Origin of the sequence: Psychrobacter sp. 78a-MNA-CIBAN-0178, assembly GCF_040309625.1 — a bacterium.
Lineage (GTDB): Bacteria > Pseudomonadota > Gammaproteobacteria > Pseudomonadales > Moraxellaceae > Psychrobacter > Psychrobacter okhotskensis.
The window spans coordinates 221,242-241,143 of record NZ_JBEOOZ010000001.1; the positions used below are offsets into that span (position 1 = coordinate 221,242).

Consider the following 19,902-nt stretch of genomic DNA (forward strand, 5'->3'; position numbering starts at 1 on the left):
TACAGGGTAAAAATTTTAAAACTTACCCTGTAAGACAATCCAAAGTTAGCTGCGATGGTCACGAACCACTGCCATTACTAGACGTACAAAGCCATAAAGCATCAAAAGCAATGCCAGCGATGTCCAAATAATATAAATATGACGCGGATAGGATGCTTCTTCAGCCTCATAAGGGGTTGAGATTACAATCAAGTTTTTCATTTTTTTAAAGGCTTCTAAGCGGGCCTTTTCAAGCGATGATAGTGACAACTTATATAACTCAGTGGCGAACTCAACATCCGCTTTAATCGTCTCAAACTGTACAGCTTGACGGTTCAATTTGGTCGTATTTGGTGAGGTTAGTTTGGTTTGTTCTTGAGCAATCTGCTCTTCAACTGCCTTGATTTGACTTCTTAACGACACCACTTGCGGCGCATCTGGGTTCAAATAGCTTAGCAATTGTCGCTCTTCAGTGCGTAATGAGCTAAGCTGCGCTTGTAGGCTACCAATCAGTTGATTAACAATTTGGGCATTGGCCTGCGGGTCATAAATTTCGTTTTCATTTTGATAATTGAGCAACTGTTCTTTGGCATCATTCAAGCGATCCTGTGATTCATCGAGTTGCGTCTCGGCAAACACCAGTTGATCACGCGCGACCTCTTGTGAAATGCGGTTTACAAACTGTTCAGACTCACTCAAAATCGCTTTGTTAAGCTCAAAAGCGTAGTCTGAATCAAAGGCTTCTGTCGATACTGACAATACATAGCTTTGTTCGTCAAGATTGATATGAACCCGACTTTTAAAATATTCGAGTAAATCTTCTTGCGACGCATCAGGATCAATCTCGTAAATAGGATCCGAACCGTCAACATAATAAGCCTCGCGGAACTTAAACTTATTATCAAGGCGCTTCACCATATCATTGGACAGTATATATTCAGTCAGATAGGTTGCATCTTCTTTACTGGTGCTATTCACACCTAATAAGGCCGATAGACCGCCACCAGAAGGTACGCTAGATTCGCTCACTTGTTTCACGACCACATCAGCTGTCGAAATAAAGCGCGGATGTGCAAGGGTCATGACATAAAAGATCACCAACACCCAAGGGAGGATCACCAAGCCAATGAACAGCGAGAAGTCAATTATCTTATTTTTTCGCTTTGTGGACATGCTTTTCATAAACCTCAATCGCTTCTGTTGTGTCATCAAAGACGTGTGCTGTTTGATCCATTAGCACAATACCAATATCGCAATTACGCTTAATATCACCGATGTTATGCGATACAATTAAAAACCCGGCTTGCTGACGGCGCGCTGCTAAAATCTCTTCACTACGCTTACGAAAAGCGGCGTCACCAACCGCACCAGCTTCATCAAGCATATAATAATCAAAATCAAAGGCTAAGCTTAAACCAAAGGTTAAGCGTGCTTTCATACCTGAAGAATAGCTTTTTACTGGCATATCAAAATAATTACCAATGTCAGCAAATTCTTCGACAAAACGAATTTTTTCATCGATATAGGGTCCGCTTGAGTAAAGACGACAAACAAAACGCACGTTTTGACGGCCCGTCAAACTCCCTTGGAAACCGCCTGCTACGCCTACTGGCCAAGAAATAGTGGAATCGGTAATAATTTCACCACTATCCGGCTCATCAAGACCACAAATAATCCGCAGCAACGTTGATTTACCCGCACCATTTCGACCAAGTAAACCTACATTTTTTTTATCACCGATGGTCAGGTTTAAATCTTTAAATAAATAATGCCGACCTTGCTTAGTCATAAATGATTTGGAAATATTTTTGATCTCGATCATTTATCTACCTATATTTTTGAATGACTATCAATAATACTAAGGAGAAAGTTAGCTACTTAACGAGAACGCAGCATATCTCTTTCTGTAAATTTATAAAGTAAAAGGCCAAAAAAATTAACACCGATCATCCACTTCAAAAAATACCCTATATCAATATGATAGGCTGGATAATTGGGAGCGAAAGCATGTCTTATGAGCTCAATATTATGGATCAGAGGATTATATAATAAGTAACTAAAATAAGGCTCTGGAACTATGTGAATAGGGAAAATAATACCTGAGGTAAAGTAAAGTATCGTAAAAAATATTGCCACTACTTTACTAATTTCGCCACCATAATACCCTATTACCATCATAATCAAAGCGATGCCAAAGCTAAACATGAACAAAGTAATCCAGCAAAACAATACAATATGCAGGTTTTCTAAGTTGGCATAGATATTAAAAAAGGCCAAACCAACTAATAGTAGTATCGAAGTAAAAAAATAAATGATTAACTCTAAAAATGAGCGGGCAATAATTACATCGATGTGTTTGATTGAGCGATACATCAACAAGCCTTTATTCGCTTCAACAGCCCCTAATGCCCTTGTTGCTATTTTTTGAAACATACGAAAGGGAACCATCCCTGCTACTAAGAACAAAGAAAAATCCATTCCTGGCACTAAACGCTCACGAATAGCACCAAAAATAACCAAAAATATAAGAATTTGAAAAATAACTTCTAGCGGCGCCCATAAATAACCCAAGCGATAACCACCAAAACGCGTTTGCAACTCACGCATGAGCAATGCATGGAATGCCGCACCCATGACTTTCAGTCCACTACGGTGCTTAATAGGACGATAAGGAGGTAATTGTACAGACATAGCGTTACAGGACTTTACCGAAAACAGCCCCTATGATAAGTAAGCGGGACATAAGTTACAAGAATTAATCTGTGTCTAAACAGATAAACCTATGATTTAGCAAGAAAACAGCAAGTAAATATAAACGGTTATTTATCTAACTGACTTTAGAATATTGTCTTCATTGGGTTTTTTAGCCAAAAAAAAACCAATCACAAAGGATTGGCTTCTTTCGTACTGCTATTCTTACTATAAATGGTGGCGATGAAGAGACTTGAACTCTTGACCTCACGATTATGAGTCATGCGCTCTAACCAGCTGAGCTACATCGCCATTTAAGGCTCGGTATAATACCGATAGAGACGACTGTCGTCAACCCCTAATTATCGTTTATCTGCAAAAAATAGGAATTTAATTCAAATTAATAGCAAATATGCATAGCACTAACGATAAAAACGAACAATAAAAAATTGGTAAACCGATAAGCCGGGTTCTGTCGTGGACAATCATTCCTCTAGGCGTATCATCGCTAATACGCTCAAGCAACCTACCCGCATCGAACGCGGGCCGCGCCATGCCGATGCCTATTTGGTCTTGCTACGCGTGGAGTTTACCATGCCGTGAGATGTTGCCATTCACGCGGTGCGCTCTTACCGCACCCTTTCACCCTTACCTCGCTTGCGCGGGGCGGTCTACTCTCTGCTGCACTGGTCGTCAAGTTACCCTGCCCAGCCGTTAGCTGGCACGCTGCCCTATGTAGCCCGGACTTTCCTCCCCTGCGCATCTGTTGCCAGTGTGCAGCGGCGATTGCCTAGTCTACCAAGCGCGCTAGTATAGCAAAACTAATGGCTGTCTAGGAATATCTTTTGCGTTTATTTCACTTTTTTACCAAATGACTTGAATCAGGATCTAAAGAAAGTTCAGCGGTAATATTAAATCATTGTCATTCTTCTGGTCTTTATCTTGGCGTGACAGCTGTAACCAATGTGTGTTTGGATAATTTTGCGCTAAGTAGTTTTTTAAATAATCAATCGTGCTATCAGCTATTTGCTTATCCGTCTGGGCAGCACTGTCATGAATATGGTTATAAATGACGCTATGTACCGTCAAACCACGCGCTTTAATCGCCTCTAAACTCAGCAAAGTATGATTAATACTACCAAGCCGCCCTGATGTGACTAAAATGACCGGATAACCTTGAGTGGCAATATAATCCAAGGTTAATAATTGCTCAGTGATCGGTACAAGCAATCCGCCTGCGCCTTCTAATAGCACTATATCGTAGCTTTGTTGCAATTGCTGCGTAAACTTGGTGATGATTTCAGGATCTAGAACGGCATTAGCAAGCGCAGCAGATAAATGCGGTGACGCCGGTTTCTCATAGCGAAACGGACACGTGGTAAAGTCTAAATCACAAGGCTGCAACGGCATATTCATCAATTGACGATGAGTGACAATATCATCGGCAATATTCATCTCACCAGTATCACAATTGACGCTAACGCCTGTTTGTACCAACTTTTGAGTGATGACGTTAGCACCTTGATGCATCAGCGCCTTTGCTACCATGCCGGTAGCGTAAGTCTTGCCAATATCGGTATCGATACCAGAGATAAATAGCACGCTCATAGTTGACCTTGCTTTGTTAAATAAACACGAACCACCGTTAACAATGACTGACATAACGTTACTAATTCAGTGTCAGTAGTCATATAGGGCGGCATGATATAAACCAACTTACCAAAAGGTCGTACCCAGATGCCGTGTTCAATAAGTAAAGATTGAAATACTGGCATATTAACCGCGTCATTAAGCTCAATGACGGCTACCGCCCCCAAACAACGTACTTCTTCAACGCCAGCTAACGTCGCTGCAGGCGCGAGTTGTTGTTCCATTACGGTTTGCATATTTGCCGTACGAGCTTCGATATCATAGGACAAAATTAAATCAATCGATGCAGAAGCGACCGCACAAGCCAGCGGATTTCCCATAAAGGTCGGGCCATGCATCAGGGCTGGATAATCACTTTGGCTGATGGTGTCAGCAATATGGCGCGTACATAAAGTCGCGGCAAAGGTCATATAACCGCCCGTCAGTGCTTTGCCAATGGTCATAATATCAGGACTAATATTGGCATGCTCGCAAGCAAACAGCTTGCCACTACGCCCAAAGCCTGTGGCGATTTCATCAGCAATGAGCAGCACGTTATGCTCATCACATAGCTGACGCAGTAGTTGTAAATACTCAGGGCTATAAAAGCGCATACCGCCTGCGCCTTGAATAATAGGCTCAATGATAAATCCGGCAAGTTGATCGCTATTTTTAGCAAAAAACACTATTAATTCATCACGTGTAGTTTGATTTAGCCCGCGCTCAAATCCTAAAGGCGGCGCAGACACAAAGTGCTGCATCGGTAATTGTTTACCATACAGGCTGTGCATGCCATTAACAGGATCGCAAACACTCATCGCATGCCACGTGTCGCCATAATAGCCAGAGTGCGTTGAGGCAAACTGGCACTTTTGCGGACGCGCAGTGGCAATTTGATATTGCAATGCCATTTTTAGCGCCACTTCTACCGCGATACTGCCGCTATCGGCATAAAATATCGCATCGAGTCCAGCAGGTACAATAGCTAGCAGCTTTTTGCCTAAATCTATCGCTGGCTGATGGGTCAAGCCGCCAAACATGACATGCGCCATTTTGCCCAATTGTTCAATCATCGCGGCATTGAGCGTTGGATGATTATAACCATGGACACTCGCCCACCAAGATGACATGCCGTCAATCAGACGCGTACCATCTTGCGTGACAATATAAATGCCTTCTGCATGATCAATAACGATATTTGGATAGGTGGGCGGCAGGCTGGCGTAGGGATGCCAAAGGTGCTGTTGATCAAAATCACTGGTAGCAGCATCGACACTCATAGTACGCGCTCAAACGACAAGCATTTATTTTTAAAAAAGCGTACTACCATTTGAATATCCGTATTCGTCATATTATTCCTAGTTTTTAGCATTTTTATATAGTGGATTTACTTTAAAAAAAATACAGTGCGACTGGGATGAGTTTTTCGTAGCCTCTGTGATAACAGCAAGCAAAGGAAGTTTATACCAATCGCACCTATCTATTAATGTATCGATTTTTAACGTATCGATTTTATTTTAAAATAACTATTAACTCAAAGGCACGATTGGCAACGCATTACTGACCAGTGATACGTTTGTATTTAGACATCAAATCGCTTTCGGTTTCGACATGATTAGGATCATGGGGGATACAGTCGACCGGACAAATGACCACGCATTGCGGCTCATCAAAATGGCCAACGCATTCGGTACATAGGTCGGGGTTGATAACATAGATGTCATCGCCTTCTGAGATGGCCTCATTCGGGCAGGCAGGCTCGCAGACGTCACAGTTGATGCATTCATCAGTGATTAATAGCGCCATAAACTGCTCCTTATATTTTACGGATAACAATCAAGACTGGCCGTTTTGACGGTTCCAGCGAATAGTCGTCAATAAATACTATGTCTATTTAAGATTGAGTTTCTCAGCAAAGCCTTGCGACACACACTGAGGAACAAATTTAGTCACATCGCCGCCAAGCTTGGCAATTTCGCGAATCATGGTAGACGAGATAAACGAATAGTTCTGAGATGGGGTCAAAAATACTGCTTCAAAGTTTTCATCGAGCTCGCGGTTCATATTGGCCAGCTGAAACTCATACTCAAAATCCGACATCGCCCGCAGACCACGCAAGACAGCAGTGGCATTTTTTTCACGCATAAAATCGACCAGCAGACCTTCAAAACCAATCACCGATACTTGCGGTAAATCGGCAAATACGGTTTCGACCAAGGTAACGCGCTCTTCAAAACTAAATAGCGGTTTTTTATGATGGCCTGAAGCAACGGCAATGACGACCTCGTCGAACAGCTTGGTTGCTCGCTTGACTAAGTCGACATGACCATTAGTAATGGGGTCAAAGGTACCAGGATATAAAATTTTGGTATGTAGCTTTGAGGAATTGGCAGCAGTAGGATGGCTCATAACGTGGCTAATGTAGTCGGTAATATTACGCTATATGCTAGCAAATTTTGCCCAAACTTAATACTCATCTGCTACATTTGTCCTAACAGCCGACTTACATTTTTGTGAACTGCTTTGCTACAATAGGCGGTTCGACTCATCCCTCTTATTATTTATAATAAAAGACAATCCATATTAAAGGGTTAGGATGAGGACTGTTAGACAAGGGCAATATATTTTGCAGCCCTTATGGAGAAATTATGTCAAAAAAATCAAGAAAACCGGACAATCAAATTTGTGCCAATAAAAAGGCGCGCCACGAATACTTCATCGAAGAGACGTTTGAAGCAGGTCTGGCGCTACAAGGCTGGGAAGTCAAAGCCATTCGTGCAGGTAAAATGACGATTACTGAAGCCTATGTCATCTTCCGCAATAATGAAGCCTTCTTATTTGGCGCGCATATCCAGCCATTGTTATCTAGCTCAACGCATGTGAGTCCTGATAGCATTCGTACCCGTAAGCTACTCCTCAATCGCCGCGAGATTGAAAAGCTGTTTGGCGCTGTCAATCAAAAGGGCTATGCTTGCGTACCGTTGTCTTGTTATTGGAAAAACTCGCTGGTTAAATGTCAAATTGGCTTGGCACTGGGTAAAAAGCAACATGATAAACGCAAAACGCTAAAAGACCGTGATTGGGAACGTGATAAGCAGCGCGGCTTTAAACAGCATTTAGATTAATAGATGGATGAAACCATTCACTTTACTCTAAAGTAAAAAGGACGATTCAGCATACTGTTGAATCGTCCTTTTTACTTTGGCAAATAAATTAAATCAATTTAGTGCATCTATTTTCAAATCGTTTGGGCTGTTTTATTAAACTGCGACTGCTTATGAGCGCGGCGTAATTGACGGATACCATGCACAATTAAGCAAGCTATACCCAACCAAATCAGACCATAGCTATAAATCATCGCTGATTCAAAGGGATTGCCCAAGACGGTGATGGCCAGTATAAACAATAATGCTGGTTCTAAGTAACTCATCATGCCATAGACATTCACGGGGAGCATTTGACTGGCATCGACGTTGGTTTTCATAGCCAGCACGCTAAGAACACCCAACCCTGCCAGCATCATGATAAAGAAACCAGAACCACTTACCACGCTCAAACTGCTCGGCGCGAATAAAAATAAATAAACCAAGGCAAATGGCGCGAATATCGTTAAATCGACCAAGAGTCCAGTCACCGCGCCAATCCCTTGCAGACGACGCAAAATATAATAAATAGGATACGTGCCACAGACCCAAAGCGTGGCCCAAGAGACACTTTGGGTACGAATAATTTCACTACCGACGCCGACAGCGGCAAAGGCAACCGCCAACCATTGCAGACGGCTTAACTTTTCGCCAAAAAAGACACAGCCAAATATAACCATCATTAGTGGGAATAAAAAATAGCCCATTGCGGTTTGAACGCCCTGCCCATTGACCGGTGCCCACATAAATAACCAAAACTGACTGAGGAATATCGGTGTTGGCAATAACAACCACGCCCACTGCTTCACAGTACCTAGCGCTTTTAACTTATCAATATGCAAACCCAAGCGCCCACTAATTAGCAAATAGCCTATCAGTGCCGCCCACATCGCTAGCATACGCCAGATAAAGACTTGCGTACCTGACAATGGCGCTAAAAAGCTGCTGTAAGCATAAAGTACGCCAAACAACAAATTCGACAATACTGCTAAGGCCACGCCCATGATTAACGTACGTTGCTGTGTGCTGCCTGCTGTCCAGATAGTAGCCAGTGGCAAGCGCGAAACAGTCGTTGCGAGTGTATTAGCGAATACGTTAGATAGCATTAAGATAGACATAAAGACACCGTACATGTAAATAGATTTTAGAAAACCCGCTATTAGCCTGTATTTATTATGGCTAAGCTTTGATTACTAGGCTTTGTTTGCCAAGCTTTGATTAGTGGTGTCTATTTTACTGGACGATATTGATAAATTATCTCCAAATAAAGCTATTCATAAATAAATTTATCTTTTATGACTCTCAAAACCAAATATTTTCTTAAATTTTGACTTATAATGATAAAAATTATAAAAATCTTTAACAAAAGTACTTTTTAGAAGAGAGCATACAATGAGCCAAATTTTAGATGATATCGATAAAGCGATTTTAAATTTGCTACAAGATGATGCGACCTTGCCATTAAAAACGGTGGCAGAACAAGTGCATGTGTCTATCGCTACTGCCCAACGCCGCATCCAAGCATTAATAAGCAATGGCGTCATTACTAAGCAAGTCGCTATAGTGGATCCAAATAAGGTTGGCTACGGCCTGACTGCCGTGGTAATGATAGAGATGGCGCGCTCAAATACCTCGATGCAACATCGATTTGAGCGCTTGATGAATGCGCAGCCACAAGTGATGAGCTGCTATGAAGTGTCCGGTGATGCGGATTTTATGTTGATGGTCAATGCCAGAAATATGAGCGATTATCATCGATTCACGACTGGTCTGCTCACCTATGAGAACAATGTACGCAACTTTAAAAGCCAATTTGTGATGAATTTTACTAAAAGTGGGACAAAGATTTTGCTTGATTAGCAATCTCAACAAGCATTGGTTTATTGAGTTAATTAAAAGTAGATAAGTTACTACTAAAAAAGGTACGATATCAACGAAAGTCTGGCAGTAAACAATAATTGCCACCTCAATAGTCCATTGACAGTAGACAAGGAAGTCGTAGTATGACTAAAAGTACCCGTGCCCTTAAAAAAGAAGAAAGTGATAATCCAGCACTAAAAGCATTAAGTTTTAAAACAGTGATAACAGGGGCGTCGCTCGCGGCATTGCTCGCCAGCTCAGGCTGTGCCACCAGTTCATTGTTAGAAGACAATAACCGTGTCAGCACAACCACGACTAAGAGTGTGTTGTCTGAAGACCAAATCGTGGCTTTTGGTCGTCCTGCGCAAGCATTGCCAAAAACGCCAAATGCGACCATGGTGATCGTCGGTGAAAAGAACAGCTACGTGCTGACCCAAGGCGGCACAGAAATGGTCAATTTGCTCACCAATCTGACGCCAAAGAACATCCAAGTCGATAATGACATGAGCTTTGCTGTGCCCAATAATGATGGGTATTTTCAGGGAGAGATGAAGCTGTCTTACGCCAAATTAAAGGATGAATTTAAACGCTCTGACTATCAGTTCTTTTTACAGAATAATGGCCGCGAGTGCACCTCCGCCAGCGATCTGCGTATCAATGCTCAGCGCTTTTGCTTTAGCGTTCCTGTAAAAGGCGCTATCTATCCGCAAGTCAGCAATTTAAGCCTAATTCAGTCGAATTATCGCGCTTTAAGCAAGCCTTATATGGTCAGCTTCCATACACAAACGCAGCAAGACCAAGTCACTCGTAGTGGTACGAATACGGCTCAAAAGTTGGTTTTATTGCCTTTCGCCCTAGCATTTGATGTGGTGACTTTCCCATTCCAGTTATTAGAGTAGTAATTCCTTACTATAAACGATGATTTAGAACGAAAAGATGATTGGTTTCTAAAAGCCTTTTTATTCATAGATTGTCTTACACTATCAATAACTTATCATTAATCGCCCATCATAGAATAGGTCGCATCATGAGTGCGATTCATGTTAAAATGAGCGCTTTTAAATGAGCCGTTGTTAATGAATAACAATAACGGCTTATTTTTAGTGCCACTTTTTAATTAACAGGTCTGCCCATGTCTGCCGATACCATCGCCCGCACCGCCTTTAAACAAGGCACCAAGCCACTTTACGACTACGACAAACACTGGGCGAGCTGCTACGAGCCTGCGCCTTATCTGCCGATGAGCCGTAAAGAAATGGATGATTTGGGCTGGGACGCTTGTGACGTCATCATCATCTCAGGCGATGCCTATGTCGACCATCCAAGCTTTGGCATGGCGATTATCGGCCGCTTATTAGAAGCACAAGGCTTCCGCGTCGGTATCATTGCCCAGCCAGACTGGAAGAGCAAAGATGCCTTTATGGAACTGGGCAAACCTGTCTATGCTTATGGTGTGACGGCGGGCAACATGGACAGCATGATCAACCGCTATACCGCCGATCGCAAAATCCGTAGCGATGATGCTTACTCTCCGGGCAACGTGGCAAACAAACGCCCTGACCGCGCGGCTATCGTCTATAGCCAGCGCTGCCGTGAAGCCTATCCTGATGTGCCAATTATCTTGGGCGGTATTGAGGGTAGCTTACGCCGTATCGCCCATTATGATTACTGGTCAGACAAAGTCCGCCGTAGTATCTTGTTGGATGCGCGTGCTGATGTCTTACTGTATGGTAATGCTGAGCGTGCGATCGTCGATGTGGTACATGGTCTGTCTAAAGGCTATAGCTTTGAGCAGATGAGCAAACTGCGTGGTACTGCTTACTTATTGACCCCGACTCGTCGTCATTGGCAAGAAGACATGACTGAGGTCGCGAGTAATGATGTCGATACCGTTGGCCGTGTCGATCCAATCATCAACCCTTATGTAATGACCGAAGACGTTGATAATTGTTCAATTGAGCAGAGCAAACCATCGGACTCGCCTGTTGGCCAAGCCATGCCTTCATCTATGTCATCGCAATATCAGGGTTTTGTCGCAGAACCAGTTGCTAATAAAGTTATCAACGCTGAACAAGTCGATGAAGAGACGCAAGTGGTACAAATGCGCGGCTTTGATAAGCCAATGACCGCACGTAAGCATAAGCTAAAAATGCCACCACGTGAAAAGACAGTGATTCGTCTGCCTGACTACGAGCATGTCAAATCTGACCCTGTGCTTTATGCTCATGCGAGTCGTATCCTGCATCTAGAAACCAATCCGGGTAACGCGCGCGCACTGGTGCAGCGTCATAGTAGCGGTGCTGGTAACTCGCATACCTCTATCGACGTTTGGCTCAATCCGCCACCAGTGCCACTCTCAACTGAAGAGATGGATTATGTGTTTGACTTGCCATATGCGCGCCTGCCGCATCCAAGCTATGGCGATGCGCGTATCCCTGCTTATGACATGATCAAATTTTCGGTCAATATCATGCGCGGCTGTTTTGGTGGTTGTACCTTCTGCTCGATCACTGAGCACGAAGGCCGCATTATCCAGAGCCGTTCAGAAGACTCAATCTTGCGTGAAGTAGAAGCAATTCGTGATACCGCACCGAACTTTACTGGTGTGATATCTGATCTTGGTGGCCCAACGGCAAACATGTATCGCCTCAGCTGTAAAGATGAAACGATTGAAAAGAACTGTCGTAAGCCGTCTTGTGTCTATCCTGACGTCTGCGAAAACCTGATTACCGATCATAGTAATTTGACCAAGCTATACCGCAAAGCCCGTGATATCAAAGGCGTGAAAAAAATCCTGATTGCTTCAGGCTTGCGTTATGACTTGGCAGTAAAAGATCCTGAATATGTGAAAGAATTGGTCAGTCATCACGTCGGTGGTTACCTCAAGATTGCGCCTGAGCACTCTGAAGAAGGCGTGCTATCGAAGATGATGAAACCTGGCATGGGCAGTTATGATCAGTTCAAAGCCATGTTTGAGCAATTCAGCCAAGAAGCTGGCAAAGAGCAATATCTGATTCCTTACTTCATCGCCGCCCATCCGGGTACCAAAGATGAAGATATGATGAACCTTGCGCTTTGGCTCAAAAGTAATGGCTACCGTGCTGACCAAGTACAGGCGTTTTACCCAAGCCCAATGGCGACCGCGACTACCATGTATCACACGCACAAAGATCCGCTACATAAGGTCAGCCGTGATGAAGGTGACATGGATATCGTCAAGTCTGGCAAGCAGCGCAAACTGCATAAAGCGTTCTTGCGCTATCATGATCCAAAAAACTGGGTATTACTACGTAAAGCCTTACAAGACATGGGTCGTAGTGACTTGATTGGTAAAAACCGTGGTTGTTTGATTCCACCATTTAACGCCAGTTTAGAAGGGCGTGATGCTGCGCAAGATACTTATCAGTCAGCGCGCAAAAAGAATAGCCGTGTTGGCAATGACTCAGTGAAGCGCAGTAATGGCTCGTCAAACAACAGTGCGTCAGCTAAAGGTGCAGTAGGTAAAAACAGTAAGAAGAAAGTCAGCAAAGGCAATTTCCAAACGCAGCATACTGGTCTGCCACCGCGTAAAACCAAGTAGTGTTCATAGCAAGTAATGTTCATATTATAAAAATGCATGCTCAATCTAGAGCGTGTTAAGTAAAATAAAAAAGCGTCTATCAGCCACTCGGTGATAGGCGCTTTTTTATGCATCAAGTTTATAGACGCGCACTTCATAGCTAACACGGCTTGCTTTTCATCATGTCGCAAATTGCAAGTTACATTAGACAGCGGTTGGGTAACGAAGCTAACAGGTAACGAACAATTTCTAACACTGAAATAGTTCGTTTTCGCTACTATAACCCTCATATGCTAAACGCATCATTAAGAACAAGTAAATGACATTAGTAAAAAGCTTTGGAGAGCACTATGAAAATGATAACTAAAATTGCGACTACCCTACCAGTTCTTGCCCTATTGAGCGCTTGTGCGACTACTGCACCAACTACCCCAGATGCAACTGATACGCCAGTTCCAGAAAAAGTAACCGCTGCCTATGATCGTATGGCACCAGCACCATACACCTGTACCGATGACAGCAAAATCATGGCAAAGCAATCTATCAATAAAGAACAAGTGATGCTCAACGTCACCTTGCCAAAAGTAAAATGGGCTGAGCAGCCAATCATCCTAAACGGTAAAGTGAAAGGCGAAGTCGCAAGCTATGTAAACGACTCAAACCCAGAAGTCGTCTATGCATGGCACATGAAAGGTGACAAAGGTATCTTTGCGATGAAGTGGGCTGACGGTAAAGAATACCAAGTAAACTGCCAAATCTAATCAGCTAAAGATACGCTCATATCGTAATAGACAAATAGTCGTAATAGACAAAAAGCAGTCATTAAATAGTGGCTGCTTTTTTATGCGTGTTCGTTTGATACGCGTATAAAGACGGCTATAAAAAATAGTATCAGATAGTTGTATAGTCAGTTCAATATAATTTCGATAAAAGGAAACTGAATGCAAGTTATACATTAGTATGCTTAGCGAGGATGACGATGTAGCGGATTTATATAGACTTGACTATATAGTTGATTCAATTTAAAAGTAGTACAAGGCAGTCGAGTGCAGATATAACTGTGATACTGCAAGCGAGGTTAACTTTGTCATTCTTTTATAGAGGATTAGACTATATCAAAACTGACCATCTAATGTATTTCGCTAGAGAAGCACAAGGAAAGCTGTCAAAATAGCAGATAGAGCAAATCAATCATGACCAACAATCAAAAGGGTAACTCGATGGCAAAGCGTCTGATAAGTATGATGGTAATTGCAACGGCAAGCATGTGGGCGCTGACAGGCTGCGATAACGCTACCGATTCTGTCGATGCCACTGAGCAAACTGCGGAGACAGCAGCAGATCCAACTGCATCGACAGCCGACACCATCGACTGGTCACTGGTAGATAGTGGTGAAAAGCCTGCTGACCCTACCAACTATAAGTATCCATTTGCCATCGATAGTCAAAACGTCCGAGACTATGCAGATTATTTCAAAGTGGACGCTGCGACCGCTCAGCACAATCTGACGGTGAGCATGGCAAGTAACGAAGCACTATCTAAAGCCTTGGATCAGCTCAGCGAAACCTATGTCTCGCATGAGCTAACCGATGGCAATGAGATGACGCTTATCATTCATACCACGCCTGATGTCGCTGCCAGTCGCTATGATTATGTGCTGTCTGATGACTTTGCTAAAGGGTTGGTATTACCTATTGTGATCAAACCAGATGGCAAAAAAGGTGACGCAAAGGCGCATGGGGAAATGAGTGAGTAAAGATTAATAGCGTGTGTTTTGACTTATATGACACACGCTACTATTTTATTACGAAGTATGGCGGTAAGGATTGTTTGAGAGTTCGATTTTTATTTTTTTTCCTAAACTATTCGTACCACATAATAGCTTCGCTAAGTAAGGCTGATATTGCGTTGCAGCTGGTGCGATGTAAATTTTGTCTAAATTCGCTTTTACCTCTGGTTCGTACTCTACGTATAGAAACTTGCCAAAATCCATTTTAACTTTAGGGTCATCAAGTGAGGTGATATATACCATACGGCATTCTTGCTCTTCTTGAAAAGCTGAATGTTTGACTAGATATTTTAGAGGTAAGATTATCATATCCAGTAAGCTATCTATTTTATCTGAATCTTCTTTACTTAGTTTTTTTAAAGATTTCTTCTTATCTATAGCATCGTTATAAATACTTTTTAACTCTATAAACGCCTCTCTAAAATCTTCGGTTTTCTTGTCTATATAATTCTCATATTCAATGCACTCAATTTCAGCTTTAGGGATACTACCTCCTTCCAAATTTTCACGACCAAACTCACGGAAAAATGTTAACCGGTTGCGTTGAGCTAGATGGATATAGTCGGAGGTAGGATCAATATAAACGCATCTCATGACTGATTGCTTTTCTATTCTCTTAGCTGAACTATCACCTTCATCTGAATTATTTTTTACATTTTTTATCGTTCTATTAATAAATATATTGTTCATACAGGACTGGGAGTCATTCTCTTTAAAGAAATCTTTATTAAAAACCAAGCTAACACCAGAAGCTTCTTTGTTATCTTCTTTTCCATATAATCGAAACTGATTTAAACTGTCATGGTTGAAAGTGAAACAGCTGATAAACGCATGTAACCTTTCATCAAAATCAGGCTTATAAAAAGAGTTCTCTTTCACGGACTCAAGGTAGTTTGTAAGCAACTTACCTTCGCTAGGATCATTAACATTATTGATGGTATTTAAACGAAAAGCGCTTGGCTTGTCTTTATTTTTTTCTTTAGAAAGCAGCTTATTGGTTGTATATGTACTTGTATAGTGTGCCAGTTTTCTTTCAGGAGCTTGCTCGTCTTCTGATAAAGGAAGAAAATCTAGTTTTAAGATGTCTATAATTTTCTCTACCTTGCCTTTCAAATCGTTACTCATCTCTCCTATTTTCTTAGTCTCAATATTCATTTTTAATTTACATATTTTTTCGTAGCAACTGGACTGATATGAGTAAGAACCTCCAATTAATTTAAATAAATTTAGAGATTTTATATAGTTTTCTTGGTAAAAATATTTTTTTGCAACCCCAAAAGCATCGCCTCTTATACTATCAAAAGTGTCCTCTTTCACACCATTAAAAGCATATTCACTACCTTCTAAGAACTCAACTATAGAGTCATAAGAAGCATCTAAATCATTCATAAAAAAGTATTGATTAGCAAATATAAGTATTAATGCTTTATAGTAAATAGCACCATCATCTTCTCTTATATTCTTTAAATACTTCACACCTAATTCATATTTTTTATTCTTATCCATGTAGTCTTCTAGCTCAAACTGAGCACTTATATATTCTTCATCTCCATTCTTCTCACGCGTCACTTTCAGTAACTTCTCAACTTCTTTTTGAGTCACTTCATCGAGACCATTTAATTCATCAATATTCATCATTTACTCCCTAACCAACTCTAAAAACTCATCTTCACCCACCACTTTCACACCCAATTTTTCCGCTTTGGTCAGTTTAGAACCAGCCTTATCCCCTGCCAGTAGCGCAGTGGTTTTTGCAGAGATGCTGCCCGAGACTTTTGCACCCAACGCTTGTAGTTTGGCTTTGGCTTCATCACGCGCCATGCTATCGAGCGCACCCGTGATGACCCACGTTTGCCCATCGAGTGGGAGCCCTTCTGAGGCGACTTGCTCGACCTTATCCCAATGTACGCCAGCTTCAAGCAATGAATTAATCACTTCGATATTGTGCGGCGCACGGAAGAACTTATAGGTCAGCTCGGCAGTGATTTCTCCGACATCTGGGGTTTTTATCAGGGTCTCGATACTCGCCGCCATCAGACTATCTAAATCACCAAACTGCTGGGCAAAGTTCTGCGCCGTACCTTCACCGACACCGCGGATGCCGAGTGCATAGATGAAGCGAGCCAATGTCGTATGCTTGCTGGCTTCGATAGCGTTAATGATATTTTGTACCGATTTTTCACCCAGTTTCTCAAAGGTGACCATCTCATCCGCATGATTGTGCAACTGATAGATATCAGCAACGGTTTTGACCAGACCATGCTCAAAGAAGCTAATCAGCCAACTTGCACCAAGTCCATCGATATCCATGGCACGGCGTGAGACAAAATGAATAAGTGCTTCTTGCTGCTGCGCTGGGCAAAACAGCCCACCCGTACAGCGCGCCAATGCTTCATCTTCAGGCAGCACGACAGGAGAGTCACAGACAGGACAAGTCGAAGGTAGCGTGACCGGCTCGCTATCGGCTGGGCGCTGATCGTGCCAGACACGAGTGACTTTTGGGATGACATCACCTGCACGGTGAACGCTGACCGTGTCGCCTGCGCGCACATCTAAACGTTGAATCTCGCCAAAGTTATGCAAGGTGACATTGCTGACAGTGACGCCGCCAACTTTGACAGGTTCAAGCTTGCCGACTGGTGTGATTTGACCCGTACGGCCAACTTGCCATTCGATATCGTTGAGACGTGTCATTACCGTTTCGGCAGGGAATTTATAAGCGGTTGCCCAGCGTGGCTCACGTGATAGGTAGCCTAACTGCTGCTGTAACGCAAGGTTGTTTACCTTAATCACCATACCGTCAATCTCAAATGGCAGATCGCTACGCCCTTCTATCACTGACTCATAATAAGCTTGCGCCTCGCGTGGATTCTTCACGACTTCCACCGCGCTGACGGTAAAGCCGATGTCCTTTAACCAAGCAAGGGCTGCTGATTGGGTGTTAATACTTTCAGGCAGACCTTGATTGACTGAGTAGCAATAGAAAGCTAACGGACGGCTGGCAGCAATGGCTGGGTCAAGCTGTCGTAAACTTCCCGCAGCGGCATTACGTGGATTAGCAAAGGTTTTACCCTCATTCTCTTCTGCCAATCGATTAAGACGCTCAAATCCTGCCTTTGGCATCAATACCTCACCGCGTACTTCTAGCAACTCAATATCAGCAGCATCGGCTATCCATAGTGGCAAGTTACGAATGGTTTTGGCATTTTGGGTAATATCTTCGCCTGTTTGCCCATCACCGCGCGTGACCGCTTGGACAAATTTTCCGTGCTCATACTTCAGTGAGACCGCCAGTCCATCGAGCTTTAGCTCCATCTCGTATTCAGGGTTTTGCTGCGAGTCGCTGAGACGATCATTGACACGGCGCATAAAATCGCGCAAATCATCATATTCAAAGACATTGCCTAGCGACAGCATCGGAATATCATGCGTGACTTGGGTAAAGGCCGATAGCGGCATATCGCCGACTTGATTGATTGGGCTATCTGGCTGCACCAAATCTGGATATTCTTCTTCAGCCTCAAGCAACGAGCGACGCAATTGGTCATACTCGCTGTCTTCTAATATCGGATTGTCGAGCACATAATAAGCATAGTTATGCGTCTTAATCGCTTCAATAAGCGCACGCATTTTTGAGACAACCTCTGCACTATTATTGGTACTACTGTCGGTCGGACTAGATGTCGCAAGTGCTTGGCTTTCTACTTGAGCAGATGAATTTTTAGAATTATTTGATGAGGTAGAGTCAGTCATAGTCGGCGTCTTTTTCGCAATTCAAGATGTCGATATGATAACAAGTTTGTAGGAAGCTCGGTATAGTCAATCCTATATAAATCAAATACTGTGTCAGGCTCGCTCAGTCTACTATCTATGGTTAGAATTTTGCAGAAACTAAAGTCCATTAAAAAAGGCAAATAACGTTAATCGCTATTTGCCCTTTTTATGATTTCTGCTATTAAGCAGATTTTAACTTTCGTAGCTTTTAAGCTGCTAACCCTCATAATCACGAACTTGATTACGCAGTTGCTGCTTGTATTCAGGGGTGATTGGTTCGTTCTCTTCATCGAGCATAATCGCGTCCAAATCACTTGCCATCATATAGGCAATGCTCATCATACTATCAAAGCTACGCAGCGCTTGCGGATGCGGCAACGATAAAAATACTACCACGCCATTATAGGTATTGGTCGCCACGCTATGCGGGTCAAAAGGTGCGATGCCACTATCGGTGATGCCCATCATGCTAAACCACAGCATACCGGTGCCGTCTTTTTGCTCGTAGCGATGGAACATATTCATCGCCCCATAGCGTAAGCCATATTTATCGATTAACGCCAATAAATCGCGACCACGTATCACTGCTGTTGGACGGTCACGGTATTGATGCGGCAAAATAGTGATATTGATATTGTCTTTGGCATTAATCAATGGACCGTTTTGCGCTTCATCAACAGGCTCTGACAGATGCTGATCCAATATCGGACTATTATTATCAAAGCTTGGCTCTTCTGCCGTATCAATCGACGGCATCAAATTGTCAGTCGCCGACATCAGGCTAGAAAAGGCATCAGGCTCTTGCTCGATTTGCATCTGCTGCGCCGTTTCTGCAAACTCGCTATTATCGCTACGCTGTTGTTCGTCCTGCCAGCGCGCATAATCGGTATCAGCCATCACGTCATGATTAACGTCATTAGTCTCACCACGCCCAGCGGTCAACTGCGTATCGACAGTGGTATGCGTCTGGGTCAAAGGTTCTTCTTCGACGACGGCATCCAAATAACTGCGATCAGGACCGATGCTAGTCTCGCCAGCGACGGTATCTTCTAAGTCTGGCTCATCGACGATATTACGCTCGTGGCGCGGTATGATAGGAATACCGTTTTTATCATAATTGACCGCGGCAGCCTCAGCCGTTTTGCGGCGCTTAAAGCTGCGAATGACCATAAACAGCCCTGCGAGCACGATAAACGCGGCAATGGCAATCAATATAAACTGAATAGCGGTCATGAGAAATATATCCTAATAACTATGATAAAAGGGAATACATAAGAAGGCATAAATGGCAATATTCTAGCATGGCTGACCCATGTCGTCACCACATTGTGTATTTTATAGTCAGCACGCTTTATTTGAGTCGTTTGCAACGATTGTGGCGTGCAATTTTATTATAGCCAATCAGTAACACTGCTATCAGTGACCATGCTAATAGTAGCGTCAACATCATTCTGTGAAACATCATTTTGTTCAATGT

Annotated in this window: 17 protein-coding genes, 1 tRNA gene and 1 other RNA gene; 6 read left to right on the plus strand and 13 right to left on the minus strand. The window is 42.9% G+C overall.

All coding sequences use genetic code 11. From position 1 onward, the window contains the following. Positions 1–45 precede the first annotated feature (45 nt). The 9 genes from AAEY80_RS00990 to coaD all read right to left on the minus strand — a co-directional run bounded on the left by AAEY80_RS00990 (position 46) and on the right by coaD (position 6,708). Positions 46–1,152: a KpsE/RkpR family capsule polysaccharide export protein gene (locus AAEY80_RS00990; RefSeq protein ID WP_227502344.1), complete on the minus strand. Its 1,107-nt coding sequence runs from the start codon at positions 1,150–1,152 to the stop codon at positions 46–48. Continuing rightward, positions 1,130–1,801: an ABC transporter ATP-binding protein gene (locus AAEY80_RS00995; RefSeq protein WP_101211795.1), complete on the minus strand. Its 672-nt coding sequence runs from the start codon at positions 1,799–1,801 to the stop codon at positions 1,130–1,132. The genes AAEY80_RS00990 and AAEY80_RS00995 overlap by 23 nt, the downstream gene beginning before the upstream one ends. Before the next feature lie 56 nt (positions 1,802–1,857). Continuing rightward, complete coding sequence (locus AAEY80_RS01000; RefSeq protein ID WP_350587758.1) at positions 1,858–2,670, minus strand: ABC transporter permease; 813 nt, start codon at positions 2,668–2,670, stop codon at positions 1,858–1,860. 235 nt (positions 2,671–2,905) lie between these two features. Beyond that, positions 2,906–2,982, minus strand: a tRNA-Met gene (locus AAEY80_RS01005). Between the two features lie 133 nt (positions 2,983–3,115). Beyond that, positions 3,116–3,472, minus strand: an RNA gene (rnpB, locus tag AAEY80_RS01010) — RNase P RNA component class A. A gap of 86 nt (positions 3,473–3,558) precedes the next feature. Then, entirely contained in the window at positions 3,559–4,278 is a 720-nt protein-coding gene (gene bioD / locus AAEY80_RS01015) for a dethiobiotin synthase (RefSeq protein ID WP_025651624.1), read from the minus strand. Further along, a complete protein-coding gene (bioA, locus tag AAEY80_RS01020; protein ID WP_350587760.1) occupies positions 4,275–5,579 on the minus strand; it encodes an adenosylmethionine--8-amino-7-oxononanoate transaminase in 1,305 nt (434 codons plus the stop codon). Before bioA ends, bioD begins: the two co-directional genes overlap by 4 nt. A gap of 277 nt (positions 5,580–5,856) precedes the next feature. After that, positions 5,857–6,105, minus strand: coding sequence for a YfhL family 4Fe-4S dicluster ferredoxin (locus tag AAEY80_RS01025; RefSeq protein WP_201576641.1), 249 nt, complete (start codon positions 6,103–6,105; stop codon positions 5,857–5,859). 84 nt (positions 6,106–6,189) lie between these two features. Further along, positions 6,190–6,708 (minus strand): pantetheine-phosphate adenylyltransferase, encoded by a 519-nt coding sequence (coaD, locus tag AAEY80_RS01030; RefSeq protein ID WP_101211791.1) that lies wholly within the window; start codon positions 6,706–6,708, stop codon positions 6,190–6,192. A 239-nt stretch (positions 6,709–6,947) separates the two neighbouring features. Here coaD and smpB point away from each other — a divergent pair, with 239 nt between their 5' ends. Then, positions 6,948–7,424, plus strand: coding sequence for an SsrA-binding protein SmpB (gene smpB, locus AAEY80_RS01035; RefSeq protein WP_025651629.1), 477 nt, complete (start codon positions 6,948–6,950; stop codon positions 7,422–7,424). Positions 7,425–7,537: 113 nt separating this feature from the next. Here smpB and rarD read toward each other — a convergent pair whose 3' ends face one another. Further along, positions 7,538–8,560: an EamA family transporter RarD gene (gene rarD, locus AAEY80_RS01040; protein WP_502945546.1), complete on the minus strand. Its 1,023-nt coding sequence runs from the start codon at positions 8,558–8,560 to the stop codon at positions 7,538–7,540. A gap of 274 nt (positions 8,561–8,834) precedes the next feature. On the opposite strand from rarD, the gene AAEY80_RS01045 reads away from it, so the two are divergent. From AAEY80_RS01045 to AAEY80_RS01065, 5 genes are all read left to right on the plus strand, one after another. Then, positions 8,835–9,302, plus strand: a complete 468-nt coding sequence (locus tag AAEY80_RS01045; RefSeq protein WP_025651631.1) for an Lrp/AsnC family transcriptional regulator — start codon at positions 8,835–8,837, stop codon at positions 9,300–9,302. Between the two features lie 143 nt (positions 9,303–9,445). Beyond that, entirely contained in the window at positions 9,446–10,201 is a 756-nt protein-coding gene (locus AAEY80_RS01050) for a YidX family protein (protein WP_350587762.1), read from the plus strand. 233 nt (positions 10,202–10,434) lie between these two features. Continuing rightward, on the plus strand, positions 10,435–12,882 hold the full coding sequence (locus AAEY80_RS01055; RefSeq protein ID WP_350587763.1) for a YgiQ family radical SAM protein: 2,448 nt from the start codon (positions 10,435–10,437) through the stop codon (positions 12,880–12,882). Positions 12,883–13,211: 329 nt separating this feature from the next. Continuing rightward, positions 13,212–13,622, plus strand: coding sequence for a hypothetical protein (locus AAEY80_RS01060; RefSeq protein WP_101204281.1), 411 nt, complete (start codon positions 13,212–13,214; stop codon positions 13,620–13,622). A gap of 432 nt (positions 13,623–14,054) precedes the next feature. After that, positions 14,055–14,618 carry a hypothetical protein gene (locus AAEY80_RS01065; RefSeq protein WP_227522862.1) on the plus strand — a complete coding sequence of 188 codons (564 nt, stop codon included), beginning with the start codon at positions 14,055–14,057 and terminating at the stop codon, positions 14,616–14,618. A 48-nt stretch (positions 14,619–14,666) separates the two neighbouring features. Here the strand turns inward: AAEY80_RS01065 and AAEY80_RS01070 are convergent, their stop codons facing one another. From AAEY80_RS01070 to AAEY80_RS01080, 3 genes are all read right to left on the minus strand, one after another. Next, the gene (locus AAEY80_RS01070) at positions 14,667–16,286 is read right to left on the minus strand and encodes a DUF2971 domain-containing protein (RefSeq protein ID WP_201556097.1); all 1,620 of its coding nucleotides are present in this window, start codon (positions 16,284–16,286) and stop codon (positions 14,667–14,669) included. Between the two features lie 3 nt (positions 16,287–16,289). Beyond that, positions 16,290–18,404 carry an NAD-dependent DNA ligase LigA gene (ligA, locus tag AAEY80_RS01075; protein WP_502945547.1) on the minus strand — a complete coding sequence of 705 codons (2,115 nt, stop codon included), beginning with the start codon at positions 18,402–18,404 and terminating at the stop codon, positions 16,290–16,292. A gap of 237 nt (positions 18,405–18,641) precedes the next feature. Next, on the minus strand, positions 18,642–19,658 hold the full coding sequence (locus tag AAEY80_RS01080) for a cell division protein ZipA (protein WP_025651641.1): 1,017 nt from the start codon (positions 19,656–19,658) through the stop codon (positions 18,642–18,644). Between the last annotated feature and the right edge of the window lie 244 nt (positions 19,659–19,902).